Raw genomic sequence first — 26898 nt, 5'->3', positions numbered from 1 at the left:
CCTCGTTTTCCAGCACACTTTGTTTTCATTTTATGAAGCGCGGCGCAAACTATTCTTCTCATCGTTTGCCGCGAGCTCCGAAAGCACTTCTTCGGTATCCGCGCCCGGCCGCGGCGCACCACGACGGACCTTCGTCGGCGTACGGGAGAACTTCACCGCGGGCCCGACGATCGGCGCGACGGATCCGTTGCTCAGCACGGTTTCCTGCAACATCGCCCGCGCCTTGACGTGCTCGTCGGCGACGGCTTCGGTGAGCGTGCGGACCGGCGCCGCGACCAGGCCGCGTCCGTTCAGCACTTCGAGCGCCTCGGCCAGCGGACGCCCCGCGCACCAGCCCGCGACGATCGCGTTGACCGCGTCCCGGTTGGCCAGCCGTTCGGGCGCCGTGCCGAACCCCTCCGCGCGGCCGAGCTCCGGTCTGCCGATGATCTCGGCGAGCGCGCGCCAATGCCGGTTGATCGCGACGGCGAGGTACAAATGGCCGTCGGCACACGCGTAGACGTTGGCCGGGACGACGAAGTCCGTCTCGTTGCCGAACCGCTGTGGCGGTGCACCCGTCGCGGCGAGCGTCGGCAAGCCGCTGCTGCTGGCGAGCAGACAGTCCACCATGGACACGTCGACGTGCTGTCCCTCACCGGTCCTGTTTCGGTGCGCCAGCGCGGCGAGGCCGCCGATCGCCGCGTGCAGGCCGGCCAGTTCGTCGGCGAGGAACGTCGGCGCGCGCACCGGCGGGCCTTCCGGCAGACCGTTGAGCGACATCCAGCCGGCCGCGGCCTGTATCGCGGGATCGTAGGCCGGCAGATGCGACTTCGGGCCGTACTGGCCGAAGCCGGAAACCGACACGAAAACGATGTCCTCGCGTACCGCGCGGCAGGCCTCGTATCCGGCTCCCCAGCCGTCGAGCGTGCCGGGCTTGTAGTTCTCGACCACGATGTCCGCGTACGCCACCAGTTCCAGGAACCGGGCGTGGTCGACGTCGTCACGCAGATCCAGCCCCGCGCTGCGTTTGTTGCGGTGCACGGTTTCCCGGAACCACGACAGGCCGGTGCCGGGGATGTTCGGCGGCACCTCACCGTCGTGGCCGTCGGCGAGCTCGATGCGGACGACGTCTGCCCCCATGTCCGCCATGACACAGGTGGCGAGCGGGCCGGACCAGACCTTCGTCACGTCCAGGACGCGCACGCCTTCCAGCGGACCGACCGAACCGGCGCGCGCCCGGCGGAAGAAGTCTTCTTCGCGCATGGTCAAAGCCTTTCCAGCAGTGAGGCGGTGCCGAGCGAACCGCCGCAGCACATGGTGATCAGCGCGGTCGAGGTGTCGGTGCGTTCGAGTTCGTGCAGCGCCGTCACCAGCAGCCGGGTCCCGGTCGCGCCGAGGGGGTGGCCGAGCGCGATGGCGCCGCCGTTGACGTTGACGCGGTCGATGTCCGCGCCGTGCGCCTTGGCCCAGTTCAGCACCACCCCGGCGAACGCCTCGTTGACCTCGCAGATGTCCACATCGGACAGTCGGCGCCCGGTCTTGCGCAGTACCCGTTCGGTGGCGACCACGGGCCCGTCGAGCAGGTAGTACGGATCGGCGCCGGTGACGACCTGGCCGACCAGCCGCGCCCTCGGGGTCAGGCCCAGTGCGCGGGCCTTCCCGTACGACATCCAAAGGATGGCGGCAGCGCCATCGGAGATCTGCGAAGTCGATCCGGCGGTGTGGACGGCGCCCTCGACGTTGGGGCGCAACGCGGCGAGCCCTTCGAGCGTGGTGTCGCGGACGCCTTCGTCGCGGGTGACCGAACCGACTGGGGAGACCTCGCGATCGAACCTGCCTTCTTCCCACGCTCGCGCCGCCCGCTGCTGGGAAAGGAGGCCGTAGTCGTCGGCGTCCGCGCGCCCGATGCCCTCCCGCGCGGCGATCCGCTCGGCACCGCCGAACTGCGCCTTCGGCGGGTCTTCCCACGGGTAGTCGGAAGTCTTGTAGTGCCCGGGCCCCTGATAGAGGTTCGTCCCGATCGGCACCCGGCTCATCGACTCGACGCCGCAGGCGATCCCGGTGTCGATGGCGTCCGCGGCGATCAGCGCGGAGATCAGGTGGTTGGCCTGCTGGGCCGAGCCACAGGAAACGTCCACTGTGGAGCAACCGACGGCCGGGTCGTGCCCGGAGTTGAGCCAGGCATTACGGGTGACATTAAGGCTCTGCTCGCCGGACTGGGTCACGCAGCCGCCGATGATCTGCTCGACGTCGCCGGGTTCGATGCCGGCGCGGGCGATGACCTCCAGCTGGACGTGCCGCATCAGCTCGACGGCCTTGAGCCCGGCGAGCACCCCGCCGCGTTTGCCGAGCGGGGTGCGGACGGCGGAGACGATGACCGGGGTCCGGTCGTTCAGCGCGGCCACGCGGGTACCTGCCTCTCCACCGGACGCGGTGCCCGGCTTCCCCATCGTGGTGCGGCCCACGACGGAGGAACGTCTCTCGGATTGCGGTGCCGACCGGGGGTTCTCCGTAGTTGCGGGAATGGTTCGCGCACCCCCTCACGATCATCGGCGCTGGCTATGGTGCGTACATGCGGCTGGACGACAGCGAAGATCAAGCGGCATTCCGGGCGGGCCTGAAAGCCTGGCTCGCCGAACAGTTACCCGAAGCCACGCCGAGCGCGCCGCGCGCGTGGTCCGCCGACGAACTGCGCGCCTGGAGCAAGGCGTTGCACGCGGCCGGATACGCCGGTCTGACCTGGCCCGCCGAACACGGCGGACGCGGCCTTTCCCCGTCGTACCAAGCCATCTACGCCGAGGAGAGCGCGATGGCCGAGGCTCCGGACCACGCCGGGGTGATCGGGCTCGGCATGGTCGGTCCCGCGATCGTCCACTATGGAACGGACGCGCAGAAGGCCGAGCACCTCCCCCGGGTCCTTTCCGGGGAAACGATCTTCTGCCAGGGCTTCTCCGAGCCGGACGCCGGCTCGGATCTCGCCTCGGTGCGCACCCGGGCCCGCCGAGTCGAGGGCGGCTACGTCGTCGACGGTGAAAAGGTCTGGTCCTCCTACGCCCATTTGGCCGATCACTGCCTGCTGCTCGCCCGCACCGATCCGGACGCGGCCAAACACCGCGGCCTGACCTGTTTCCTGCTCGACATGCGCGCACCCGGCGTCGAGGTGCGGCCGCTGCGTCAGCTTTCCGGCGACACCGACTTCAACCAGATCCTGTTGAGCGGCGTGGAAATCCCCGACCACTGCGTACTCGGCGAGCCAGGACAGGGCTGGCGGGTCGCGCTGACCACGCTCGCGCACGAACGCGGCACGTTCGGCATCACCCTCACCGCACGGCTGTCCGTGCAGCTCGACAGGCTGGTCAAGACCGCCAAGGCTTGCGGCGCCGACCCCGGCGTCCGTGCCGAGATCGCCGAGCTGTACGTCGACCTGCAGGGCCTGCGGTTCACCGGCTACCGCGCGCTGGCCGCGATGGAACGGACCGGCGAACCGGGACCGGAGAGCTCGATCCTGAAACTGCGCTGGTCGCAGGCGAACCAGCGGGTGAGCGCGCTCGCGCTGCGGCTGCTCGGCGCGGGCGCGGCGGCCGACAGGACCGACGCCTTCTGGGGCGGCTATTGGCAGCACCAGCGGTTGCGCAGCCGGGCCAACAGCATCGAGGGCGGGACGTCGGAGATCCTTCGCGTCATCGTCGCGGAGCGGGTCCTGGGCCTGCCGAAATCACGTTAGAGCCAGTTGGCGGAGCTGAAGATGGACGAGAGAAGTGACCAAACGCGTGAACCCGCCCGGCCGAAGACCCCGCTATCGCGGTGGCACCTCGTGAGGTGGAAGACCGAGCCGCGCCCTGCCGACGTCGATCGCGGACGCGGGTTCACCGATACAGGGAGGGGCGACCGATGGACTTCGCGTTGACCGAGGATCAAACCGGGCTCAAGGCCGCTGCCCGCACCTACCTCGAGGACACGTACGGCTTCGAGCGGATCGCGTCGCTGGCCGACGAGGGCGGGCAGGATCTCGCCGCCTGGCCGGAGCTGGTCCGGCAGGGCTGGCTGGATCCGGACCTCGGCCTGGCCGAACTCGTCCTGCTGGCCGAGGAAGGCGGGCGCGTCCTGCATCCGGTGCCCTGGTTCGCCACGGCCGGGCTCACCTTGCCGGTGTACCGCGCCGCGGGAGTCGGACTCCCCGGCCCGGCGACGCTCGCCGACGGCTCCGGTACCTGCCGCGCGACCCGCCGCGACGACGGCTGGCGGCTGGACGGCGCGGTGCAGGCCGTCCTGCACGCCGACGTCGCCGCCGAGCTCGTGGTCGCGGCTCGCACTCCGGCCGGGGTGGCACTGTTCGGCGTCGACCCCGCTGCTGTTTCGGTTTCCGCGCGCGACGGCGTCGATCCGCTCCGGGCGACGTCGGACGTCGCGCTGGCCGGTGCCGCGGGCAGGCTGCTGGCCGGGCCGGCTGCCGCCACGCCGCTGCTCGCCGCGATCCGGAGCCGGGCGACCACGCTGCTCGCGGGTGAGGCCATCGGCGTCGCCGACCGGGCGCTGGCGATCGCCGTCGACCACGCGAAGACGCGGTCGCAGTTCGATCGCCCCATCGGGTCGTTCCAGGCGGTGAGCCAGCAGCTCGCCGACGGTTACGCCGAGGTCGAGCTCGCGCGTTCGCTGGCCTACCGCGCCGCTGTCACCCCCAGCACCGAGGCGGTCGCGTGCGCCGCCCACGCCGCGAGCCGCGCTGCGGTCTCCGTCTGCGAGACGGCGATCCAGGTCTGCGGCGGAATGGGCGTCACCTGGGAGTTCCCGCTGCACCGCTGGTTCCGGCGCGCGCTGTGGCTGGAGGCGGAACTCGCCTCGGGAGGTTTGGAAGCGATCGCGCACTCACTGTTCGGAGAGCACTCATGAGCCTGCAACTGCACTGGTTCCTGCCGTCACACGGCGACGGACGGGAGATCGCGAAGACCGCCGACGGCGTCGCGGCCCCCGGCGCCCGCCGCGAGCCGGACCTCGAATACCTGACGCAGGTCGCGCTCGCCGCGGACCGGTTCGGGTTCACCGGGATGCTCACGCCGTTCGGATTGTTCTGCGAGGACCCGTGGGTCGTCGCCTCGGCGCTCGTGGGTGCGACGCGGTCGGTGAAGTTCATGATCGCGCTGCGCCCGGGGTTCATCTCGCCGCTGCTGGCCGCGCAGACCGCGGCGACCTTCCAGCGCGTCTCCGATTCGCGGCTGCTGCTGAACATCGTGACCGGCGGGGACCCCGACGAGCAACGCCGCTACGGCGACTGGCTCGACCACGACCAGCGGTACGCGCGCACCGGCGAGTTCATGGACGTCTTCCGGCAGGCTTGGCCGGGTTCGCGATTCGACTTCTCGGGCACGCATTACACGTTGAAGGCCGGGATGGTCGCGCGGCCGCATCCGGTGCGGCCGACCCTGTTCCTCGGCGGTTCTTCGTCGGCCGCGCTGGAGGTCGCGGCCGTGCAGGCGGACGTGCTGCTGATGTGGGGCGAAACTCCGTCGGCGATGGCCTCGCACCTCGCCCGGTCGCGGGAACGCGCGGAAGCACTGGGACGTTCGCTGCGCTTCGGCACGCGATTCCACGTGATCAGCCGCGACACCTCCGCCGAAGCCTGGAAGGTGGCCGACCAGCTGCTCGCCGGGATGGACCCGGCCCGGATCCGGCAGGCGCAGGAACGCTTCGCCGCCACCGAATCCGAGGGCCAGCGGCGGATGGCGGCCCTGCACGCCGGCCGCACCGACTCGCTGGAGATCCACCCCAACGTCTGGGCGGGCTACGGTCTGGTGCGCCCCGGCGTCGGCACGGCGCTGGTGGGCAGCCACGAGGAAGTGGCCGAGCGGATCGAGGAGTACCACGCGCTCGGCCTGGATCACCTGATCCTTTCCGCTCAGCCGCATCTCGAAGAGGCATATACCTTCGGGGAAGGCGTCATGCCGCTACTGCGTAAGCGAGGGCTGCTGGCGGAAACGCTCTGAGGTTCCGTGCTCGTCGGCGTGATTCGCGTGATTGAAGCCGGAACTCGCGTGATTGGCGGCGGAACTCGTGTGTTCCGTCTCCAATCACGCGAGTTCCAGCGGGAAACACGCGAGTTCCGCGATTGCGACATCTGAAGTAGGCTTACCCGGCGATGAAGGAATTGGGACACGCGACGTCCCAATTCCTTCATCGCCGCTTTCGCGTCAGCGTCAGCGTCAGCTGAAGCTGATGATCACGCCGCCGCCGTTGCCGGCGGCGTCACCGAGGCCGACGACGCAGGTGATGGCCGTGCAGTCCACCGCGCCGTAGCTGCTGCCGTCGGGCAGCACGCCGTTGAAGTTCTTCTGCACGGTGACCGAGGCCGAGATCTTGCCGGCCGCGTCAGCGACCAGCGACTGCTGCGAAGGGCTGCAAGGGAACTGGCCCGACGCGTCCTGGGCGCATTCGCCGACACGATAGGTCGTGCCCGGCGTCAGCCCGGTTCCGGTCACCTGGACCACCGCACCGTCCGAGAGCCCCGACGACGGCGTGACCGTCACGGCCGCGGCGGCCGAGGCACCCGGCGCGACGACGGCCATCAGGCCGAGGGCGGCGATGGCGGAACCGGCGAACTTGGCGGCAAGCTTTGCGGACACAGTAATCAACTCCGATTCATTGCTGGGAATTTTCCGACTTCACCAGGCGCGGGTTCCGTTGCCCCCCGGCGTCCTGGTAACAACGTTACGATCACCGGACGTAGATCGTCAATCATTTCTTCGAGCAGTTTTCGAGTAGGCCGTAAGAAAAAAGGTGCAATAAACTCGCGCGCTTCGTGCGTTATTCATAAGTGGCGGGCAAGTCAGGAGAAGAAGGCACGGCGGCGCGCACGGGAACCTGATTCGGTGACCTCTTCCAGCTCCGATTTCCTGTTCGGGGGCGCGCCAGAAAGGCACGCCGCCTACGCCGCATTGCGCGAAAGCGGCCCGGTCCGCGGGATCACCCTCTCCTCCGGCACCGCCGGCTGGCTGGTGAGCGGCTACGCCGAGGTCCGCCAGGCGCTCGCGCATCCCGGGCTGAGCGGGCGCACGGGCGCCGTCGGCGACCGGCGCGGGCTGTCCGAGGACGTCCGGCTCGGCATGAACACGCATATGCTGAACCTCGATCCGCCGGACCACACCAGGCTCAGGAAGCTGGTGTCCGCCGCGTTCACCGTGCGCCGGATCGCCCAGCTGCGCCCCAGAATCGAGGCCATCACGGCCGAACTCCTCGACGCCGTCGCCGATTTCGACGAGGTCGACCTGATCAAGGCACTCGCCCTTCCGCTGCCGATCCGCATCCTCACGGAGATGCTCGGCGTGCCAGAAGATGAGGCGGGCGCCTTCCACGGCTGGACCGAGATCCTCACCGCCAGCGCGCTGCCCGTCGACGAACTCGACGCGGCCGCCGCCGAAATGCTGCGCTATGTCAGGAAACTCCTCGCCGAGAAACGCGCGAACCCCGGCACCGACCTGCTTTCGGCGCTCGTCACGGTGCACGACGGCGAAGACCGGCTCACCGAACACGAGCTGACGTCTATGGTCTTCCTCCTGCTCATCGCCGGGCACGAGACCACCGTCCACCTCATCGGCAACGCCACCCTCGCCCTGCTCGAGAACCCGGCACAGCTCGCCGCGTTGCGCGCGAACCCGGACGGGATGCCCGCCGCGGTCGAGGAATTCCTGCGTTACGAGAGCCCTGTGCACGCGGCGATGCGTTACGCCAACGAGGAAATCGAGCTCGGCGGTGTGACGATCCCGGCCGGTTCGCTGGTCATCGTGTCGCTGCTGGCGGCCAACCGCGACCCCGCCCGTTTCCCCGGCGCGGACGCCTTGGAACTCGACCGCGCGGACAATCCGCAGCTCGCGTTCGGACACGGCATCCACCACTGCCTCGGCGCGCCGATGGCCCGGCTCGAAGGCGGTATCGCGCTCTCGGCCCTGCTCACTCGATTCCCGGAACTGCGCGCGGCCGTACCCGCCGAGAGTCTCCGCTGGCGCGTCAGCATGGTGATGCACGGACTCGAATCCCTTCCCGTCCGCCTTCGCCGATGACCGTCCTCAAAGGACCGGACAGGTAAACCAGCAGGCTGGGATAAGACGCGCGCGAAACCGTGGTGCGACACTTTTTGAGACGATCACGAATTCGCGGTGCGTATCTCACGTCCGTGAGCCGCGTCATCTCCTATTCCTGGGAAGGGAGTAGAACGTGTCCCAAGACCTAGGCACCCCGGTCACGAGCGCCCCGCCACGGGGCGCCACCCCGCCCGCGCGGACGCCGAAGAAGAAGACCAAGACGGGGCTGTCGGCACTGGCCGCCAAGCGCATCGCCGTCCTGAGCGCGCTCGTCGCCGGCGTCGCCTACGGGTGGGGTATCGGCGGGAACGCCGCGCACTACGCGTACGCCGCCGCGGTGCGCAGCATGTCCGCGAACTGGCACAACTTCCTTTACGGGGCCTACGATCCCGCCGGGTTCATGAGTGTCGACAAGGCACCCGGCGCGCTCTGGCTCCAGGCGCTTTCCGTCCGTGTCTTCGGTTACGAGACCTGGGCGCTGCTGCTGCCCGGCGTCATCGCCGGGGCCCTCTCGGTGTACGTGCTGTTCGTGCTCGTGCGCCGCTGGGCCGGGCACGCGCCCGCCGCGCTGGCCGCGGTGCTGCTCGCCGCGACCCCGATCACGGTCGCGGGCACCCGGGTCAACCTGCCCGACTCGACGCTGATCCTGACGCTGCTCGTCGCGACCTACGCCTTCTGGCGCGCGCTGGAAAAGGCGTCCCCGCGCTGGCTGCTGCTCACCGCCGCACTCGTCGGCGTCGGCTTCCACATCAAGCTCGCCATGGCACTGGCCATCCTCCCGGTGCTCGGGATCGTCTACCTCGTCGCCGCGCCGGCCTCGCCGGGACGGCGGGTGCTGCACCTGCTCGGCGCCGGAGCGGTCACCGCCGCGGTGTCGTCGATCTGGATGCTGATCGTCGGGCTGACCCCCGCGGGTTCCCGCCCGTACATGGACGGCAGCACTTCGAACTCGGTGTGGCAGATGGTCTGGTCCTACAACCTCTTCGACCGTGCGGACGCCGCGAAGGCCGGGAAGTCGGCCGAGCTGCCCGTCCTGCCCGACGGCAAGGTCACGCCGGTCGACCAGGGCGGCGACACCGGCGTCTTCCGGCTGTTCAACGACCTGATCGGCGGCCAGATCTCGTGGCTGCTGCCGCTGGCCGTGCTGCTGCTGGTCGTCGGCCTGGTCGCCGCGGGCCGCGCGCCGCGCACCGACAAGGCGCGCGCGGGCTGGCTGCTGTGGGGTGGCTGGCTCGTCCTCTTCGCCGGTGCGCTCAGCTTCTCGCAGAGCATCCACCCGTACTACACGAGCATCCTGGCGCCCGCCATCGCCGCGATCGCCGCGGCAGGCCTGCATCTCGCCTGGACGGATCGCCGCTTCGCGTGGGCCCTGCCGGTCGGCCTGCTCGCCACCGGTGCCTGGGCGTTCGTGCTGATGAGCCGCTCCAGCGACTACGTGCCGTGGCTGCGTCCCGTCGTCGCGATCGCCGCCGTCGCCGCCGCGGTGCTGGTGCTCGTGCGCCGCACCGGGAAGTTCGCGGTCGTGACCGGCGCCGTCGCCGGGGTCGCGCTGCTGGCCGGGCCGGTCGCCTGGGCGGCGCCCACCTTCCAGCCGCCGACGGATCCGCGCACGGCGATGTTCCAGAACTTCAATCCCCTCGCGGGACCGAACCCGAACGCGCTCTCGACCGGCATCGACCTGACCAAGCTGATGGCGGGCGGCCCGAAGCCCGGCGCGGCAGGCGGACAGGCCATGCCGCTGCCCCCGCCGATCATGTTCCAGATGATGCCGTCCGACGCCGACCCGAAGCTTCTCGGCTTCCTCAAGGCCAACAAGCGCGGCGAGCGTTTCGATCTGGCGACGGTCGGCGGCACCGGTGCCTCGCCCTACATTCGGGCGGGCCTGTCCGTGATGCCGATGGGCGGTTTCGTCGGCACCATGCCGATGCCGACCGCCGACGGCCTCGCCGACGCCATCCACAGTGGACAGCTGAGGTACGTCCTGTTCGGCGGGTTCGCTTACGACAGCCCGACCGCGCTGGCGCGCAAGGACTGGGTGGTGCGCAACTGCGTGCGGATCCCGCCGCCCGCCTACACCGCCAACCCGTGGATGGGCTTCACCTCCGCCCTGTTCGACTGCAAGCCGGGAGCGTGATGCCCCATGACGGCTGAACTCACCGCGGCACCCCGCGTCGTTCCGGGAAGCCGCACGACGGCGACCGTCGAGATCGTGATCCCGGTGCTCAACGAGGAACGCGCCCTGCTGGGCTGCATCACCACGCTGAGCGCGTACCTCGGCGACGATTTCCCGTTCCCCTGGTCGATCACCATCGCCGACAACGGCAGTACCGACCGGACCTGGGAGATCGCCACCGAACTGGCCGAGCGCAATCCGCGTATCTCCGCGCGGCGGATCCCGGTCCGCGGCCGGGGCGCGGCGATCAAGGCGACGTGGGGGTCGAGTACCGCCGACATCGTCGCGTACATGGACGTCGATCTCTCGACCGGTTTGGAGAGCCTGCTCCCCCTGATCGCACCGCTGGTCAGCGGGCACTGCGAGATCACCATCGGGACCCGGCTCGGCCGCGGCTCGCGGATCCGCCGCAGCCTCAAACGCGAGATCGTGTCCCGTACCTACAACGCGATCACGCGGCATGTGTTCGGGCTGCGCAGCACCGACACGTCCGCCGGCTTCAAGGCGGCCCGGCGCGACGCGGTCGCCGGGCTGCTGGAGGCGGTCGAGGACGACCACTGGTTCTTCGACACCGAGATGCTGATGCTGGCCGAGCACAACGGCCTGCGGGTGCACGAGGTGCCGCTGGACTGGGTCGAGGACGTCGATTCGCGGGTCAAGGTCACCCAGACCGCGATGGGGAACCTGAAGGGCCTGGTCCGCGTGGGCCGGGCGATCGCCGCCGGGAAAGGACGGGTGGACGTGCCGGAGATCCCGCAGTTGCGCGCCACCCATCCGGACGCCGTGCTGGCCGAGCCGCGGGCCGCGACCCTGGCGAAGTTCCTCGGGTTCGCGGTGATCGGCGTGATCTCGACAGTGCTGTACACGCTTCTGTATCTCCCGTTGCGTGTCCCGCTGACGTCGGCGGGGGCGAACCTGGTCGCGCTGGTGCTCGTCGGGGTGGCCAACACCGAGGCGAACCGGCGCTGGACGTTCAACCGTGGCGGCGGGCACCGGCTCGGCCTGCACACCCGGGCCGCGATCCTGTTCGCCACCACGTATCTGCTGACCACGCTGGCCGTGACCGGGCTGCATCTGATCGCCCCCGGCTCGGGGCCGGTCGTGGAGTTGTTCGTGCTCATCGTCGCCTACGGGCTGATGACGCTGCTGCGGTTCGTGGCCCTCGACCGCTGGGTCTTCGCCCGGCATCGGAAGGAGAGCCGGTGAAGACGGAGGACGTCGCCCGGATCACCGAGATGGAGGACCGCCACTGGTGGTTCCGGGAAAAGCGGCACCTGCTCGCCGACGAACTGAAGCGGCTCGGGCCGCCCGGCCGCGCGCTCGACATCGGCGCGGCGGGCGGCGGCAACACGCGGGTGCTGCGCTCGCGCGGCTGGGACGTCGTCGCCACGGACTACGACGAGAACGCCGTCGAGATCGCGCGCTCACGCGGTCTCGACGCGATCCACGCCGACGCCCGTGACCTGCCGCTGCCGTCCTCGTCGTTCGATCTGGTGGTGGCGTTCGAGATCCTCGAACACATCCAGGAGGACGATCAGGCCGCCGCGGAGCTGTTCCGGGTGCTGCGGCCCGGCGGCTCCGCGCTGATCAGCGTCCCGTCCGGAATGGACCTGTGGTCGGCGCACGACGTCGCGGTGCACCACGTGCGGCGGTACGACCGGGCTTCGCTGCGGAAGGTCATGGAGGACGCCGGCTTCGTCGTCGAGGAGCTGTGGAGCTGGAACGTCCTGCTGCGGCCGGTGGTGGCGTTGCGGCGGCGCACGGCGCGCGGCAACGAACTCAACGAGCACACGCCCTGGCTGGTCAACCGGGCCCTGACCGCGATCGTCACGGCCGAGCGTTACCTGCCGATTCGCTCGCGGCGCGGTGTCTCTCTGATCCTGAAGGCGCACAAGCCCTGACGGCTTGCGCGTGAAGGCCCTCTTCCCTCGGCTGAGCCGAGGGAAGGGGGCCTTCACGCGCTTCAGGGTCCTGGACGTTGCGAAAGCCACTTTCGCAACGTTCAACGTTGCGAAAGTGGCTTTCGCATCAAAGGCGCGACCGCTCAGGCAGCGCGCAGACCGGGCCCGGGGACGTCCCAGGCGGTACCGCGGTGCTCGAGGTACCAGTCCACCGTCTTCGCCATGCCTTCTCCCAGCGTGACAAGGGAATCCGGCTCGATGCCGACCGTGAGCAGGGTCGAGACGTCCGCCGTGACCGGCGTGTTCGGTGTCTCACCGGGCCGCATCGGCAGGTCGGTGATGCCCACCCGCGAGTGACCGCGCTGCTCGCACAGGTCGAGCACCAGCTCCGCCACCTCGCGGATGGTGACCGACTCGGCGGGCCCGATCTCGACGGTGTTCTCCAGCACCTGCCCCTCGGCGGCGGCCTCCAGGGAGGCCACCAGGGTGCGGGCGACGTCGCCGACCCACACCATGTCCGAGATCTGCCGTCCGCCGCCGTAGAGCTCCACCGGCATCCCGGACAGCGCCCGGCAGATCAGCGCCGGGGTGATCTTGCGGACCTTCCCCGCGGCGAACGGCGGCGCGGCCTTCTGACGCGGGCCGTAGGCGTTCACCGCGCGGACGCAGTTCACGCGGGTGCCGCGGTCGGCGTTGAACATGCGGACGAACCGCTCGACCGTCGTCTTCGAAATCGAATAGCTGTTGTTCATCCAGTGGTTGCCGACGCAGATGTACACGCCGGGCAGGTCGTACTGGGCGACGGCCTCGAGGAAGTTCAGGCCGCCCATGACGTTGGTCTCCACCGCGGGCCGCGGATTGGTGATCGTCTCCTGGGTGCCCAGCACGGCCGCCAGGTGGATGATCCCGTCGCAATGCGCGGCGAGCTCGGTCAGCGCCGTCGCGTCGCGGATGTCGCCCAGCATGACCTCCCACGGCCCGCCGTCCCCCTCGCCACGATGGTCGAACACGACCGGCGTATGCCCTCGTGCGGCGAGCTCCTCGCAGACGTAACGCCCGATGAACCCGGTGCCACCGGTAACACCAACCTTCATTTTAGCCACCTTTTCCCGATAGGCTGGGAATTCCAGGACTTTCCTTTTCGCAGAATCCCATCGGCGGCTCTTCCCGGACGCCTCCAATACTGCCCCGAAAGGCAGTGCTTTGCACAGCTGCGCGAGGGGGTCGTGAGGGCTAATGAGAACTAGAACGCAATGCCACGTAGCTTGAAGTTGATCTTTACTGGCGACCTTCAGCGGTTGCCGGCCTATTCGATCAAGCTGGATGAGGTGATCGGTAGCGGACCCGGGGTGCGACCGTCCACAAAGGGATGCCAGTCCGGATCATGGCGTCCGGTTTGGGCGCTTTGTGTAGCTGACCGAGGGGGTCGTGAGTGGCGATGAGGGTTAGAACGACCATTACCACTCACGACCCCTCGATGGAATCGCCTGTTTCGTCTTTAATCGGACATGTAGTCGTCGAAATGTGTCCACAGTGGACGCTTGGGCATGGGTGGCCCCCCGTTGGCCAGGGCAACCGAGCGCTTGACCTGCGGCGACCTCCACCACTTGCGATCAAGACCCGTCCAAGGTCGACGTAAGCCACGTGGCATTCGGTCTCAGCCCAGGAACTTCGTCAGCGCGCCGATGACCTGAGCGGGCTGTTCCTCGGAAAGGTAATGCCCCGCCCCGGCGATCTTGACCACCTGCGGATCCACCGCCTTCGACGGCATCACCTGGACGAAGTACCGGTGGTTGAACTCCCCGGCGAGGCCCAGCACCGGCATGGTCAGCTTCCCGTACGCCGAGCCTGCCGCGATGTCCTGGTTGAGCGTCCGGTACCAGCCGTTCCCGGCCCGGACGGCCTCACGCGTGTAGTAGGCCCGCGCGTAGACGCTCCGGTCGAAGTCGTCCACCGCCGACGGCACCACCGAGAGCTGGTCGATCATCGTGTCCACGACGTACCGCGAGCGCCCCGAGACGAGCTGTTCCGGCAGGCCTTGCAGCTGGTTGAACGTCCACCACCACGGCGAGAACTGGCCGGGCGCGCTGGGCAGCAGGGGCAACTGGTAGAGGCTCTTGTCAGGCGCGACCACGTCCATCAGCGCCAGTTTCCCGACCGCCTGCGGGTACTTGATCCCATAGCTGTGCGCGACCATCGCGCCGATGTCGTGGCCGACCAGATCCGCCTTGGCGTACCCGAGCTTGGCGAGCAGCGCGTGGATGTCGGCGGCCAGCGTCTCCTTGTCGTAGCCGGACTGCGGTTTCGACGATCCGCCCATCCCCCGCAGGTCGACGGCGATCACGCGATGGCGCTCGGCCAGCGCCGGCATCACCTTGTGGAACGCCCACCAGGTCTGCGGCCAGCCGGGAAGCAGCACCACCGGGCTGCCGGAACCACCGGCCACGTAATGCAGACGGACACCGTTGACGTCGGCGTGGGAGCTCTGGAACCCGCCCGGCAGGGAGCGGGCGAGCGCCGCGTCCGAATGTCTCCACCCCGTGTTCGCCGCCGCCCCCGTCGCCGTTCCCCCCAGCAGTACCACCGCCGCGACCGCGGCCAGCGCGGTCATGACCCTCTTGAACTTGCGCATGAATTTCTCTCCCACCGCCAGGGAAATGGTCATTGACACCTCAATGATCAGCCGGAAGAGCAGGCCGACGCATCTCGCTGTTTGCGGAGGAAAGAAAAAGAAACCTCGTGAGCGGTAAGGACGGTTAGAACCGTCCTTACCGCTCACGAGGTTATTCAGGCGGCGCGCGATTCCCGGTCGGCCCGCGGCAGCTCGGTCACCGTCGCCCGAGGGGCGGGACGCCGCCGGCTGGCCCGCAGCACCTTCAGCATCAGGCCCGGTTTCATCAGCGCGGTGGGCGGATCGACCAGCCCGGCCACCCGCATGAACGCCGCCGTGACGTCCGGATCGATCGTCGCCGCGTACTGGAGTTTCGCCATGTACGCGTTGCCCATCTTGACCTTCAGTGTCCGCTTCCCTTCCGCGCCGGGGAAGTCGAGGTCACCGCTGGTCGAGATCTCCCACGGGTTGTCGACGACCTTGCCGATCTCGCGCAGGAACCGCCGCGAGTCCGGTTCGGACCGTCGCGAAAGATGCGCTCGCAGCGCCATGGCCTCCATCGACGCGACCGTCATGCCCTGGCCGTACACCGGGTTGAAGCTGCAGAACGCGTCACCGAGCACGAAAAGCCGTTCCGGGAACCGCTTGAGCCGTTCGTAACGCCGCCGCGAACTCGCCGGGAATTTGAACGTCACCGGCTCGATCAACGGCTGGGCGTCCTTCACCGCTTCGTAGATCTCCGGTGCGGGCAACGACTTCACGTAGTCGAGATAGCCGCGCGCGTCGGTCGGCGGGTGGTCGCCGAGGATCCCGGTGAGCGAAAGGATGCACTCGTTTTCGTTCACTTGCCCGAAGAACGCGCCCCGCGGATGCTCGGGCGAGGCGACCGGGTTGATCGACTGCCAGCCGTCGAACATCTCCGGCCGTTTGCGGAACATCCGGGTGGTGTAGGCCAGCCCGATCTTCACGCGTTCCTCGGACGGCCGTTCGAAGCCCAGTTCCTCCAGCCACACCGGCGTCCGCGAACCGCGTCCGGAGGCGTCGACGACCAGGTCCGCGCCGAGCCGTTCCTCCGCCGAACCGTCGCGCGCCTGCACGCGGACCCCGACGATCCGGTTGCCCGCACGCGTGGCGAGCAGGCCGTGGACGTCGGTGCGTTCGCGGTAGGTGACGTTCGGCAGTGCCGCGGTGCGCATGCGCAGATGATGCTCCAGCACCGGGCGCAGCGCGGTGATCGACGGCAGCCCGCTGTCGGCCGGTTTCACCTGCTTCCCGTTGAAGTACCACTTCATCCGCGCCAGATCGCCGACCGGGATCCCGGAGTCCCGCAGTTCGCCGAGCAGGTTCGGGAAGAGCTCTTCGAGGATGAAGTAGCCGCGCGCGTGCAGTCCGTGCGCGTGCCAGGTGTGCGGGGTACCGCGCCGTGGTTTGTCCACGCCCAGCACCTCGTCGCGGTCGACGACCACGACCTCGCGATAGAACTCGGAAAGCACTCTCGCCGCCAGGGTGCCGGCGACGCTGCCGCCGATCACCACCGCGCGTTTGCCGACGGGTTCGTTCATGACCATGGCTCCTTGGTGCTCAGGCCGCGAGGTCGTCGGACGCGGGCGGTGCCTGACCGATCGTGGCCGTGGGGGTGAGCGGCGCCGCCGCCTTGACGCGCCGCGCGGTGCGCAGCACACCGACCACCAGGCTCGGCCGCATCAGCGCGGTCGGCGGGTCGACCAGGCCCGCGGCCCGGAAGAACGCCTCGGTGAACCGGCCGTCGACGGTCGCCGCGGAGTGCAGCTTCGCCATGTAGGCGTTGCCCATCTTGACCTTCAGCGGCCGCGGGCCCTCGACACCGGGGAAGGCGAGGTCGCCGCCCGCCGAGATGTCCCACGGCACGTCGATGATCGGGCTGATCTCCTTGAAGAACCGCAGCGGGCGCACGCCGCCCGCGTCGAGATGCGTGGCCAGTTGCGCGGCCTCCATGGCCGCGACGGTCATGCCCTGGCCGTACACGGGGTTGAACGCGCAGACGCCGTCCCCGATCACGAGCAGGCCCTCGGGGAAGCGGCGCAGCTTGTCGAACCGGCGGCGGACACTGGCGGGCACCCTGAAGCTGGCGATCTCGCTGATCGGCTTCGCGTTGCGCACGGCCCGATGGATCTCGGGCGCGTCGAGTGTCTTGGCGAATTCGAGGAAACCCTTGGCGTCGCGCGGCGGGTGATCACCGAGCAGTCCGGTCTGCGACAGCAAGGCCACGTTCCCCGGCAGGTTCACGAAGAACGCGCCACGCGGGTTGGCGGGCGAGGCGACCGGGTTGATCGCCAGGTCGTCGCCGAACGGGTCGGTGTCCAGCTCGAACAGCCGCGAGGTGTAGGCGAGGTCGATCTTGATCTTCTCCTCGGCCGGGCGCTCGTAGCCGAGTTCCTCCAGCCACACCGACGAACGGCTGCCGCGGCCGGTGGCGTCGACGATGAGGTCGGCGAGCAGCGTCTCGGGCTCGGCGTCCTCACCGGTCACGCGGACACCGGTGACCCGCGCGTGGTCGCCGGTCGCGACCAGCGACTGGATCACCGTGCGTTCGCGAACCTCGACGTTCGGTAGCGCGACGACGCGGCCGCGGACGTGCTCTTCGAGCTCCGGGCGGGTCGCGGACACGCTGAGCAGGCCGGATTCCTTCTGCTGCAGGCGTTTCCCGTTGAAGTACCAGCGCAGGCTGCCGGAGAGGTCACCGCTGGGGATGCCGTCGGCGGTCAGCTCGGCCTGGAGGCCGGGGAAGAGGTCTTCGAGGATCTGCTGGCCGCGTGCGAGCAGCGCGTGCGCGTGATGCGCCTGCGGCACACCGCGGCGGGTTCCGGTGACGCCGACGATCGTGTCACGCTCGACGATCACGACGGAGCGGTAGCGTTCCGAAAGTACGCGGGCGGTCAGCAGGCCGGCCATGCCGCCGCCGAGCACGACGGCGCGTTCGCCAAGGTATTCGCCCATCGCGGGATTCCTCCATTAGGTCTTCGGCCGGGCAGTCGGAGTCCGACACGGGAAGAATCGTCGTCCGCCTTCCGGCCGGCAGCGTCTCTTCGACTGCTTTTTCGGGAAAGCGTTACAGGGCAACCGGTTCTTGAGTGGATCTCCATTCGCGGTTGTTAGCTTCGGGCAGGTAATTCCGGCTGTCGGCGTAGTTGGAGAGGTGTCATGCGCGCAACGACCCAGATCCTCGTGATCGGCGGTGGACCGGCGGGCTCCACCGCGGCCGGGCTTCTGGCCAAAGAGGGCTTCGAGGTCACTCTTCTCGAGCGGGACCACTTCCCGCGCTATCACATCGGCGAATCGCTGCTGCCTTCGTGCCGTCCGATCCTGGAGCGGCTCGGGGTCTGGGACAAGATCGCCGCGGCCGGGTTCCAGCCCAAGGGCGGCGCCTACTACTTCTGGGGTCCCGAGGAATGGGAGGTGCGCTTCCGGCCGCACGGCCGCGACGGCAGCACCAGCGCGTGGCAGGTCATCCGCGCCGACTTCGACAAGATCCTCCTCGACCACGCGCGCGAGGTCGGTGTCGACGTCACCGAGGGCATCGCGGTGAAGAAGCTCGACTTCGACGGCGACCGCCCCGTCGCGGCGCACTGGGCCGAGGCGAAGAACCCGGCCAACAGCGGGCGGATCGAGTTCGACTACCTCGTCGACGCCTCCGGCCGCGGCGGCGTGATGGCCACCAAGTACCTGAAGAACCGCAAGTTCCACAACGTCTTCCGCAACGTCGCCGCCTGGTCGTACTGGAAGGACGCGAAGCAGCTCGACCGCGGGCCGAGCGGTGCGATCACCGTCGCCTCGGTCGGCGACGGGTGGTTCTGGGGGATCCCGCTGCCCGACGGCACGATGAGCGTCGGGCTGGTCACCGGAAGGGACTCCTTCAACGCCGCGCGCAACGAACTCGGCGGCGTGGACCCGGTGTACCACAAGGCGATCGGCGACTGCCCGGCGATACAGCAGCTGCTCGTCGAGGCCGAGCAGGTCACCGAGGTCAAGGTCGAGCAGGACTATTCGTACGCGGCCGATCGGTTCCAGGGCCCCGGTTTCCTGCTCGCCGGCGACGCCGCCTGCTTCCTCGACCCGCTGTTGTCGACCGGTGTGCACCTGGGCACCTACAGCGCCCTGATCGGCACCGCCGCGATCAGCAGTGTCATCCGTGGCGAGATCGGCGAACGCGAGGCCTGGGACTTCTACGAAGTCGTCTACCGCCGCGCCTACGAGCGGCTGCTGGTGCTGGTGTCCACCTTCTACGAGAGCTACCGCGGCAAGGAGCACCACTTCTTCCGCGCACAGCAACTGTCCGAAAAGGACTGGGAAGGGATGGACGTGCAGGCGGCGTTCGACCGGTTCGTCACCGGTATCGCCGACCTCGAGGACACCGAAGAGGTCTACCGCCGGATCCAGGGCCACCTGCTCGGCGAGGAGAGCGGCAAGCACAACCCGCTGGACAACCTCAACCGCGTCCACGAGCACAAGCAGGCTCCGGAGAAGCCCGAAAAGGCGATCAACGGGCTGTACCTGAGCTACGAGCCGCACATCGGCATCCGGCGCGCGTGAGCGCCTCCACTCCTCCATCGGCCCAGGAAGGGTTTCTCATGTCAGCCACGCTCCACGGTATGCCCGAGCGGTTCGACGTCATCGTCATCGGCGGCGGCCCGGCGGGCGCGACCTGCGCCGGTCTCCTCGCGAAGGAGGGGCGTACGGTCCTGGTCCTCGAACGCGAACGCTTTCCCCGCTACCACATCGGCGAATCCCTGATCCCGGTCGGCATGCGCCCGTTGCAGGAGCTGGACCTGCTCGACCGCATGGAGGCCCGCGGCTTCGAGCGCAAGTACGGCGGCAGCCTGGTGTGGGGAAACCGGGACGTGCCATGGAACTTCTCGTTCATGAAGGCCTCGGAAGGCACCTACGCCTACCACACGCGCCGCGCAGACCTGGACACGCTGATCCTCGACCGCGCCCGTGAGCTCGGCGCGTACGTCGTGGAGGAGACGACGGTCAAGGACGTGATCCAGTCCGACACCGGCCGCGTCACCGGCGTCCGGTTCACCCTGCGTGGCTCGGCAGGCGACTACGAGGCCAGTGCCTCGCTGGTCGTCGACGCGTCCGGCCAGTCACGGGTGATCGGCCGGAAGTTCAGCGACATCACCTGGCACAACGAGCTCCGCAATGTCGCGGTCTGGACCTACTACGACAACTGCGACCGGCTTCCCGGCGACGAGTGGACCAACATCCTCATCGAAGGCACCGCCGACGGCTGGTTCTGGGGCATCCCGATCGACAAGGGCACGATGAGCGTCGGCTACGTGACCAAGTCCGATCTCGCGAACGCCGACGACCAGTCGCTGGAGCAGCTCTTCCTACGCGAGCGGGACAAGACCACCCGGCTCAAGGGGCTGCTGGCCAACGCCCGGCAGCACGCCGGGTATCGGACGGCGCGGGACTGGTCCTACACCAACGAAACCTTCTACGGCGACGGCTGGGTGCTCGTCGGTGACGCGGCCGCGTTCGTCGACCCGCTATTCTCGACCGGCGTCGCGCTGGCCACGCTGGCAGGCAGCTCACTGTCCAAAGTGGTCAACCGGATCCTCGACCACCCGGCCATCGAGGAGAAGGCGCTCGACCGGTACGCCGGGAACTACCGTGCCTTCTTCGACGAGATCCGCAACTTCGTCGAGCGGTTCTACGACCGGACGAAGTACAAGGAGTACTACTACGACCTCGCGCAGGAAATCGTCGACCCGGAGCAGCTCCACGCCCCCAGCACCGACTTCGTCACGCTGATCTCCGGGCTGTCGGGCAAGCACCCGCTGTTGAAGATCAACCTCGACGACCTGGTCGCGAACGTCACCGAACCCTGAGCGGAAGGGACATGGTGGAGATCGAACGCCGTCCCGGCCGCCGGGCGCTGCTGGTCTACCTAGGACTGGTCGTGATCCCCGTCGTGGCCGTGATCGTCCTGCTGGGGCAGGGCGAAGGCGGCGCCGGGACGGCCGCCGCGAAGGAGGCGACCGGACCTTCGCTGGTGCAGCTGCTGCTGGCGATCACCGTGGTGATCGGCGCTTGCAAGGTGGTGGGGTGGCTCGCCCAGCGGATCGGGCAGCCCGCGGTGATCGGCGAGATCACCGCGGGCATCCTGCTCGGCCCGTCGGTGCTCGGCGCGTTGTGGCCCTCGGGCGCGGCCGTGCTGCTCCCGAAGGCGGTGGTACCGCAACTGAACGTGGTGGCGCAGCTCGGCGTGATCTTCTTCGTGTTCCTCGCCGGGCTGGAGCTGAACACCAGGCTGCTGCGCGGCCGCGGGCGGCTCGCGCTGGTCGTCAGTCACGTCAGCATCGCACTCCCGTTCCTGCTCGGCGTCGGGCTCGCGATGCTCGCGTACACCCGGTTCGGGACAGGCGGCGGATTCCTGCCGTTCGCACTGTTCTTCGGGGTGTCGATGAGCATCACGGCGTTGCCGGTGCTGGTGCGGATCCTGCACGAGATCGGGCTCTTCCGCAGCGAGATCGGCGTGGTGGCGCTGACCTGCGCCGTGGTCGACGACGTGACCGCGTGGAGCCTGCTGGCGCTGGTGATCGCGCTGACCACGGCGTCGTCGCTGGTCGGGGTGGTGCTGACGGTCGTGCTCACCGCCGCGTTCGTCACGTTGCTCGGCCTGGTGGTCCGGCCGCTGCTGCGGAAGTTCGTGGCCGGGGCTTCGGCGGCGCGGCTGCACCGGGTCGCACCGCTTTCGGTGGTCGGCGTGCTGCTGTGCGCCATGGCGACCGAGTGGATCGGCGTGCACGCGATGTTCGGCGCGTTCGTGTTCGGCGTGGTGTTCCCCCGGGACAACCCGATGGCGACCTGGCTGCACGACAAGGCGGGCGGGCTGACGACGGCGTTGATGCTGCCGTTGTTCTTCGCCTACAGCGGATTGCGCACCGACCTCGGCCTGCTTTCCGGTGGCGGCGCGTGGCTCTGGTGCGGCGCGATCCTGCTCGTGGCCGTCGCCGGCAAGTTCGGTGGCTCGGCGCTGGCCGCGCGGGCGGTCGGCGAGAACTGGAACCGGTCGCTGCAGGTGGGCGCGCTGATGAACTGCCGCGGCTTGACCGAACTGGTGGTGCTCAACATCGGGCTCGACCTCGGCGTGCTGTCCCCGACGCTGTTCACCATGCTGGTGATCATGGCGCTGGTCTCGACCGCGATGGCGGCACCGCTGGCGACCTGGTTCGCCCGCCGCGACGGCCGGAACGTGGTGGATTTCCCCGGCCGCACCTCCGAACGTGCGGCAGCCTGACGCACCGGCAAACGGGAAGACGACCCGGCGTCCGCCCGCTGCGAAGCTGGACCAGTCGACGATCTAGGAGGTCAAGGTGTCGAGCACCGATGTTCCGACGCGGGAGGAACTGGTTCGCCGCGTGGCCGAACTGGCACCCGCACTGAAGAAGCACTCGGCCTGGCAGGAACAGAACCGGCGGGTGCACGAGGAATCCATCGAAGCACTGGCCGAGGCCGGCGTCTTCAAGCTGCGCCGCCCCAAGCGTTACGGCGGCTACGAGGCCGACACCCGCACCCTGGTCGACGTCGCCACCGAGATCGGCAGGGCCGACGGCTCGACCTCCTGGGTGGCCTCGGTGTACTGGATCCCGACCTGGATGGCCTGCCAGTTCCCGGAGGCGGTGCAGGACGAGGTGTTCGCCACCCCGGACGTGCGCGTCTGCGGCACGCTGAGCCCGTCCGCGATGGCCGCGCCGGTCGACGGCGGGGTCGTGGTGAACGGCAAGTGGGGCTTCATCAGCGGGGCCCTGCACGCGCAGTGGCAGGAGATCATCGCGATCCTCGTGCCGCCGGAGGGGGAGCCGTATCCGATCATAGCGCTGGTGCCGATCTCGGATCTGCTGATCGTGGACGACTGGGACACCTCGGGCCTGCGCGGCACCGGCAGCGTTTCGACCGTGGCACAGGACGTCTTCATCCCCGCGGAGCGGGTGCTCCCGTTGCCGGCGGTGCTGGAAGGCCAGGGCGGGGCTTCGTCCTCGATCTACCGGGCGCCGCTGCTCCCGGTCGCCTCGGCGTCTTCGGTGGGCACGCTGGTCGGGATGGCGCGGAGCGCGCAGGACACCTTCCTCAAGCGTCTGCCGGACCGCAAGATCACCTACACCGCCTACGATTCCCAGCGCGAGGCCCCGATCACGCACCATCAGGTGGCCGAAGCGGCGCTGAAGATCGACGAGGCCGGGTTCCACGCGCACCGTCTGTCCACTTTGGTCGACACGAAGACCGAGGACGGCACCCCGTGGAAACTCGAGGAACGCGCGATCGCGAGGGCCGACCTCGGTGCCGTGGTCCGCCGTGCCAAGGAGGGCATCGACATCCTCGCGTCCGCCTCCGGTGGCTCGTCGATCTACCACGGCATCCCGATCCAGCGCATCGCCCGGGACGTCGCCGCGGTCAACCTCCACGCGCTGATGCACCCCAACACCAACACCGAGCTGTACGGCCGCGTGCTCTGCGGGCTCGAGCCCAACACCCTCTACATCTAGGAGGATCCTCCGATGACCACGACCGAAACCGGCACCGCCGCCGACCAGGCGGCGATCGCGGCGCTGACCCAGAAGGTGATCGCCGCGTGGGCCTACCACGACGCCGACGCCTTCGCCGGCGTCTTCACCGAGGACGGCACGATGATCCTTCCCGGTGTGTTCAAGAAGGGCCGCGACGACATCCGGGCGTTCCTGGTGGAATCCTTCGCGGGCAACTACAAGGGCACGCAGGTCACCGGGCGTCCGCTGGAGATCCGCTTCTTCACCCCGGACTCCGGCGTCCTGATCACTCAGGGCGGGGTGCTCGGCCCCGGCGAGACCGAGGTCGCGGACTCCCAGTCGATCCGTGCCTCGTGGACCGTCGTCAAGCGGGACGGCGCGTGGCAGCTGGCGTCCTATCAGAACACTCCGGCGAAGCAGCAGCTGCCGAAGCCGGGCACTGTCTGATCCCTCCCCCATTCGGAACCCGGGCCTCCCCTCCTCAGGGCCCGGGTTCCGCCCTGTCCGGGGGGGCGTGGGTGGCGTTTCGGGTGTGCGGTGGGCGTGGTTGCGCAAGGCGAGTCCGTGAAGGCCTCCTTCCCTACCGTGAAAGTAGGGAAGGAGGCCTTCACCACCACGGATGGCCGGTCGAGGAGGTGTTGTGAAAGTGGCTTTCGCAACGTTGATGGTTGCGAAAGCCACTTTCGCAACACCTCCGCACCGTCCGGTGGGTCGCGAGCAGCGACATGTCGCGAAAGCCACTTTCGGGACATCTGATGTCCCGAAAGTGGCTTTCGCGACATGTCCGTCACCTAGCCGATGCTGAAAACCTCCACCGGATGCGGAATCCGCACGCACCCCGCGGAAACCGCACCCAGCCCGGCGACCGCGTCGAGCAGCTCCGCCCGCCCGGTCCCGCCGCGCCAGGGCTGATGCCGCGCGAAGGTCAGGAACTCCCGAAGACGGTGCGCCGGCTCGGAAACCGGCACCGTGATCTCCGCGCCCACCGTGACGGACCGGAAATCGACGCCGAACCGCGTCAGTTCCTCCGCCAGTGTCCGCGCGAACAACGGACGCTCGATGCCTTGCCGCGCGAGGGATTCCGCGAAAGGCTCGTTCAGCCGGTTCAGCGGCGGCACCGCGACGACCAGCCGCCGGTGCCGGTTGCGCGCCTCCTTCAGCACCGCCATGCCCTCGTCCGCGCCGAGGTAGCACAGCGACTGGACGAACAGGCCGTACTCGGTCGGCGTGATCCGGAGGTCGGCGACGTCGGCCATGCTCGCCGTCAGGACACGATGGCCGCGGACCTTCGGGAGCTCCGCCAGCGTCGCGCGCAGTCGTTCGACCGCTTCGCCGTTGGTGTCGACGCCCTGGAACCACACGGTTCTCCGCGGCACGCGCGCGATGAGCTCCAGTTCGAACATGCCGAACCCGCAGCCGTACGACGTCAGTTCGAGATCGGCGTCCGCACCGATCAGCCTCGACGTCTCCTCGACCATCAGCCGCTGCTGGTCGGTGAGGCTGCGAAAGGTGGCGTTGCAGGTGTTGTAGTCCAGCTCGTCCATCGGCGCTCCCCGGACAGGGCCCCCGAAACACCGGAGCCGTGGCGCGCGCACGCGTCACGGCTCCGGTGATCGAGCGGCGGTTGGTCAGATCCGCTTCTTCAGGGCACGGACCGAAAGCGCCCCGAACACGATCGCGATCACGGCCGCCCAGACCAGGGACCAGATCACCGCCGAGGTGACGTCGTCGCCACCGTTCATCAGTCCGCGGCACGCTTCGAGCAGGATCGCCACCGGGCTGACCTCGGCGAACGCCTGCAGCCAGGACGGCATCGTCTCGACCGGCGCGAACACCCCGCTGACGAAGTTCAGCGGCAGGATCACCGCGAACGCGAACACCTGGACCTTCTCCGCCTGGTCGGCGGCGACACCCACCAGGGTGGGCACCCAGGAGAACGCGATCGCGAACACCAGCAGCAGCAACCCGGCCGCGAGCACGCCGAGGAAGCCCTTCTCCGGCCGGAAGCCGAGCAGCAGCCCGACACCGACCACCAGCAGCACGGACCAGACCTGCTTGAACTGGTCGCCGATGATCCGGCCGGCCAGCGGCGCCCAGCGCGCGATCGGCAGCGAACGGAACCGGTCGAACACGCCCTGCGACAGGTCGGTGTTGAGGCCGATGCCGACGTTGATGGTCGCGAACAGCATGCTCATCACCAGCATGCCGGGGATCATGAACTGCAGGTACGCGCTCCGGTCACCGGAGATCGCGCCACCGAACACGAAGGTGAACAGCAGCGTGAAGATGATCGGCTGGAAACTGATGTCGGCCAGCTGCTTCGGCTCGTGCTTGACCGAAACGGTGCTGCGCCAGGCCAGCGTGAACATCTGCGAGATGCCCTGGAAGAACCCGACCCTGGCCGACAACTGCCGCGGTGGCAGCGTCGTGGTCGCGGCGGTCATCGGATCTCCTCCTCGGTCTCTTCGGCGGGCTCCTCGGCCGGGCGCCCGGTGAGGCTCAGGAACACCTCGTCCAGGCTGGAGCTGCGCAGGGACAGCTCGCCGATGACGATGCCCGCCTCCTCCAGCCGCCGGACCGCGCCGGGCAGGGCCGCCGGGTCGGTGACCGGGACGCTGACGACCTGGCCCGAGACGTCCGGCGTCGCGCCGGCGATCTCGCCGACCAGCCGCACGACCTTCTCGAGGTCGCCGGCCTGGGCGCCGCGCACCGTCAGGCGCTGGGCGCCGGTGCTGGCCTTGAGCTCGTCCGGGGTGCCCTTGGCGATCACCTTGCCGTGGTCGACGACCACGATCTCGTCGGCGAGCGCGTCGGCCTCCTCCAGGTACTGCGTGGTCAGCAGCACCGTGACGCCGTCGGCGACCAGGCCGCGTACGACGTCCCACAGTTCGAGCCTGCTGCGCGGGTCGAGACCGGTGGTCGGCTCGTCCAGGAACAGCAGTCGCGCGTCCCCGACCAGGCTGGCGGCCAGGTCGAGCCGACGGCGCATACCGCCCGAGTAACCCTTCGCCGCCCGGCCACCCGCCTCGGTGAGGGAAAACCGCTCCAGGAGCTCGTGCGCGCGGGCCTTGGCCGCCCGCCGCGAGAGGCCGAGCAGCCGTCCGATCAGCAGCAGGTTTTCGACACCGGTCAGGCTTTCGTCGACCGACGCGTACTGACCGGTCAAGCCGATCAGCTGCCGCACCTGGTGGGCGTCCTTCTCGATGTCGTACCCGGCCACGGTGGCGTGGCCCTCGTCCGGTGTCACCAGCGTGGACAGGACCCGGACCGTGGTGGTCTTCCCGGCGCCGTTCGGGCCGAGCACCCCGAGCACGGTGCCCGAGCGGACGGTCAAGTCGACCCCGTCGAGCGCGGTCGTCTCGCCGAACCGTTTCACCAGCCCTTCGGCGTGGATCGCGAATTCAGTCTCGGTCCCCCGCGGCCCCGGGCCGGCCCTCGACGCGGTCGCGGGTTCGACGTTCTGCAACATGACGCACTACCTTCCTGTTCCTCACAACGGAGACACTCTCGTGCGGTTACATCATGCGAGGAAGTGCGGCGTGGGAGCAGTGAATGGTTAACCTTCCGGGTATGAATTCTTCATTTTTGGGATGATTGTCCCATCGTGAAAAAACCGCACCTTCGCCGAGAA

General features: G+C 68.9%; 22 protein-coding genes. 12 read left to right on the top strand and 10 right to left on the bottom strand.

Features of this window, described 5'->3' with window-relative positions:
* Positions 1-30: 30 nt before the first annotated feature.
* Positions 31-1242, bottom strand: coding sequence for a CaiB/BaiF CoA transferase family protein (locus AVR91_RS34835; protein WP_063272301.1), 1212 nt, complete (start codon positions 1240-1242; stop codon positions 31-33).
* Between the two features lie 2 nt (positions 1243-1244).
* Positions 1245-2384 carry a steroid 3-ketoacyl-CoA thiolase gene (locus tag AVR91_RS34830; protein ID WP_063272302.1) on the bottom strand — a complete coding sequence of 380 codons (1140 nt, stop codon included), beginning with the start codon at positions 2382-2384 and terminating at the stop codon, positions 1245-1247.
* A 167-nt stretch (positions 2385-2551) separates the two neighbouring features.
* Here AVR91_RS34830 and AVR91_RS34825 point away from each other — a divergent pair, with 167 nt between their 5' ends.
* From AVR91_RS34825 to AVR91_RS34815, 3 genes are all read left to right on the top strand, one after another.
* Entirely contained in the window at positions 2552-3703 is a 1152-nt protein-coding gene (locus AVR91_RS34825) for an acyl-CoA dehydrogenase family protein (protein WP_063272303.1), read from the top strand.
* Between the two features lie 167 nt (positions 3704-3870).
* Positions 3871-4869: an acyl-CoA dehydrogenase family protein gene (locus AVR91_RS34820; RefSeq protein ID WP_063272304.1), complete on the top strand. Its 999-nt coding sequence runs from the start codon at positions 3871-3873 to the stop codon at positions 4867-4869.
* Positions 4866-5960, top strand: coding sequence for an LLM class flavin-dependent oxidoreductase (locus AVR91_RS34815; protein WP_063272305.1), 1095 nt, complete (start codon positions 4866-4868; stop codon positions 5958-5960). The genes AVR91_RS34820 and AVR91_RS34815 overlap by 4 nt, the downstream gene beginning before the upstream one ends.
* A 216-nt stretch (positions 5961-6176) precedes the next feature.
* Here the strand turns inward: AVR91_RS34815 and AVR91_RS34810 are convergent, their stop codons facing one another.
* Positions 6177-6596, bottom strand: coding sequence for an enediyne antibiotic chromoprotein (locus tag AVR91_RS34810; protein ID WP_063272306.1), 420 nt, complete (start codon positions 6594-6596; stop codon positions 6177-6179).
* Between the two features lie 246 nt (positions 6597-6842).
* Between AVR91_RS34810 and AVR91_RS34805 the strand changes: the two genes are divergently transcribed.
* From AVR91_RS34805 to AVR91_RS34790, 4 genes are all read left to right on the top strand, one after another.
* Positions 6843-8030, top strand: a complete 1188-nt coding sequence (locus tag AVR91_RS34805; protein WP_063272307.1) for a cytochrome P450 family protein — start codon at positions 6843-6845, stop codon at positions 8028-8030.
* 154 nt (positions 8031-8184) lie between these two features.
* Positions 8185-10185, top strand: a complete 2001-nt coding sequence (locus AVR91_RS34800) for an ArnT family glycosyltransferase (protein WP_063272308.1) — start codon at positions 8185-8187, stop codon at positions 10183-10185.
* Positions 10186-10191: 6 nt separating this feature from the next.
* On the top strand, positions 10192-11430 hold the full coding sequence (locus tag AVR91_RS34795) for a glycosyltransferase (RefSeq protein WP_063272309.1): 1239 nt from the start codon (positions 10192-10194) through the stop codon (positions 11428-11430).
* Entirely contained in the window at positions 11427-12125 is a 699-nt protein-coding gene (locus tag AVR91_RS34790) for a class I SAM-dependent methyltransferase (RefSeq protein WP_063272310.1), read from the top strand. The genes AVR91_RS34795 and AVR91_RS34790 overlap by 4 nt, the downstream gene beginning before the upstream one ends.
* Before the next feature lie 143 nt (positions 12126-12268).
* Here the strand turns inward: AVR91_RS34790 and AVR91_RS34785 are convergent, their stop codons facing one another.
* The 4 genes from AVR91_RS34785 to AVR91_RS34770 all read right to left on the bottom strand — a co-directional run bounded on the left by AVR91_RS34785 (position 12269) and on the right by AVR91_RS34770 (position 17712).
* Positions 12269-13219, bottom strand: a complete 951-nt coding sequence (locus AVR91_RS34785; protein WP_063272311.1) for an NAD-dependent epimerase/dehydratase family protein — start codon at positions 13217-13219, stop codon at positions 12269-12271.
* A gap of 563 nt (positions 13220-13782) precedes the next feature.
* Positions 13783-14757, bottom strand: coding sequence for an alpha/beta fold hydrolase (locus AVR91_RS34780; protein WP_063272330.1), 975 nt, complete (start codon positions 14755-14757; stop codon positions 13783-13785).
* A gap of 155 nt (positions 14758-14912) precedes the next feature.
* Complete coding sequence (locus AVR91_RS34775) at positions 14913-16298, bottom strand: FAD-dependent oxidoreductase (protein WP_063272331.1); 1386 nt, start codon at positions 16296-16298, stop codon at positions 14913-14915.
* Positions 16299-16317: 19 nt separating this feature from the next.
* Positions 16318-17712 (bottom strand): NAD(P)/FAD-dependent oxidoreductase, encoded by a 1395-nt coding sequence (locus AVR91_RS34770; RefSeq protein WP_063272312.1) that lies wholly within the window; start codon positions 17710-17712, stop codon positions 16318-16320.
* Positions 17713-17916: 204 nt separating this feature from the next.
* On the opposite strand from AVR91_RS34770, the gene AVR91_RS34765 reads away from it, so the two are divergent.
* The 5 genes from AVR91_RS34765 to AVR91_RS34745 all read left to right on the top strand — a co-directional run bounded on the left by AVR91_RS34765 (position 17917) and on the right by AVR91_RS34745 (position 23714).
* Entirely contained in the window at positions 17917-19305 is a 1389-nt protein-coding gene (locus AVR91_RS34765; RefSeq protein WP_063272313.1) for an NAD(P)/FAD-dependent oxidoreductase, read from the top strand.
* Between the two features lie 38 nt (positions 19306-19343).
* A complete protein-coding gene (locus AVR91_RS34760) occupies positions 19344-20609 on the top strand; it encodes an NAD(P)/FAD-dependent oxidoreductase (RefSeq protein WP_063272314.1) in 1266 nt (421 codons plus the stop codon).
* Between the two features lie 11 nt (positions 20610-20620).
* Complete coding sequence (locus AVR91_RS34755) at positions 20621-22021, top strand: cation:proton antiporter domain-containing protein (RefSeq protein WP_083737845.1); 1401 nt, start codon at positions 20621-20623, stop codon at positions 22019-22021.
* Between the two features lie 76 nt (positions 22022-22097).
* Entirely contained in the window at positions 22098-23267 is a 1170-nt protein-coding gene (locus tag AVR91_RS34750) for an acyl-CoA dehydrogenase family protein (protein WP_063272315.1), read from the top strand.
* A 12-nt stretch (positions 23268-23279) separates the two neighbouring features.
* On the top strand, positions 23280-23714 hold the full coding sequence (locus AVR91_RS34745; protein ID WP_016336918.1) for an SgcJ/EcaC family oxidoreductase: 435 nt from the start codon (positions 23280-23282) through the stop codon (positions 23712-23714).
* A gap of 344 nt (positions 23715-24058) precedes the next feature.
* Here the strand turns inward: AVR91_RS34745 and AVR91_RS34740 are convergent, their stop codons facing one another.
* From AVR91_RS34740 to AVR91_RS34730, 3 genes are all read right to left on the bottom strand, one after another.
* Complete coding sequence (locus AVR91_RS34740) at positions 24059-24811, bottom strand: class I SAM-dependent methyltransferase (RefSeq protein ID WP_063272316.1); 753 nt, start codon at positions 24809-24811, stop codon at positions 24059-24061.
* Positions 24812-24895: 84 nt separating this feature from the next.
* A complete protein-coding gene (locus AVR91_RS34735) occupies positions 24896-25711 on the bottom strand; it encodes an ABC transporter permease (RefSeq protein ID WP_063272317.1) in 816 nt (271 codons plus the stop codon).
* On the bottom strand, positions 25708-26736 hold the full coding sequence (locus AVR91_RS34730; protein ID WP_063272318.1) for an ATP-binding cassette domain-containing protein: 1029 nt from the start codon (positions 26734-26736) through the stop codon (positions 25708-25710). Before AVR91_RS34730 ends, AVR91_RS34735 begins: the two co-directional genes overlap by 4 nt.
* Positions 26737-26898: the final 162 nt, after the last annotated feature.

The sequence above is a fragment of the Amycolatopsis keratiniphila subsp. keratiniphila genome (assembly GCF_001620365.2).
Lineage (GTDB): Bacteria > Actinomycetota > Actinomycetes > Mycobacteriales > Pseudonocardiaceae > Amycolatopsis > Amycolatopsis keratiniphila.
The sequence above is the reverse complement of the archived record's forward strand: the minus strand, read 5'-3'. Positions and strand labels throughout refer to the sequence as shown.